Origin of the sequence: Paraburkholderia sp. SIMBA_027 (assembly GCF_046535315.1) — a bacterium.
Taxonomy (GTDB): Bacteria; Pseudomonadota; Gammaproteobacteria; order Burkholderiales; family Burkholderiaceae; genus Paraburkholderia; species Paraburkholderia tropica.
Genome location: NZ_JAWRWY010001005.1, coordinates 1 through 258 on the forward strand (window position 1 = coordinate 1; position 258 = coordinate 258).

Below are 258 nucleotides of genomic sequence, written 5' to 3' on the forward strand. Positions count from 1 at the left end.
GGCTCACTCCGGAAGCGCCGGCAAACTCAGGGCGGTCGGTGCCAAAGTGGGTGCCAAGATCGCCTATTCCCGCCGCGGAAAAGAGTGCGTCGGCTGCCGCATGGGCTACGCAATCGCCGTCGGAATGGCCGGAAAGGCCTTGCTCGCCCTCCCAAAAGAGTCCGCCCAACCACAGCGGCTGCGGGTCTTCCGCGGGCGCAAACGCATGGACATCGATGCCAATGCCCGTGCGGGGCAGCGGCAGGTTCGCTGGGGAGT

At 66.7% G+C, this 258-nt stretch carries 1 protein-coding gene; it reads right to left on the reverse strand.

Features of this window, described 5'->3' with window-relative positions; translation table 11 throughout:
* Positions 1–244, reverse strand: a 244-nt coding sequence (locus tag SB764_RS42125) for a 2-C-methyl-D-erythritol 2,4-cyclodiphosphate synthase (RefSeq protein WP_410867055.1), incomplete at its 3' end; no start/stop codon positions are given.
* Between the last annotated feature and the right edge of the window lie 14 nt (positions 245–258).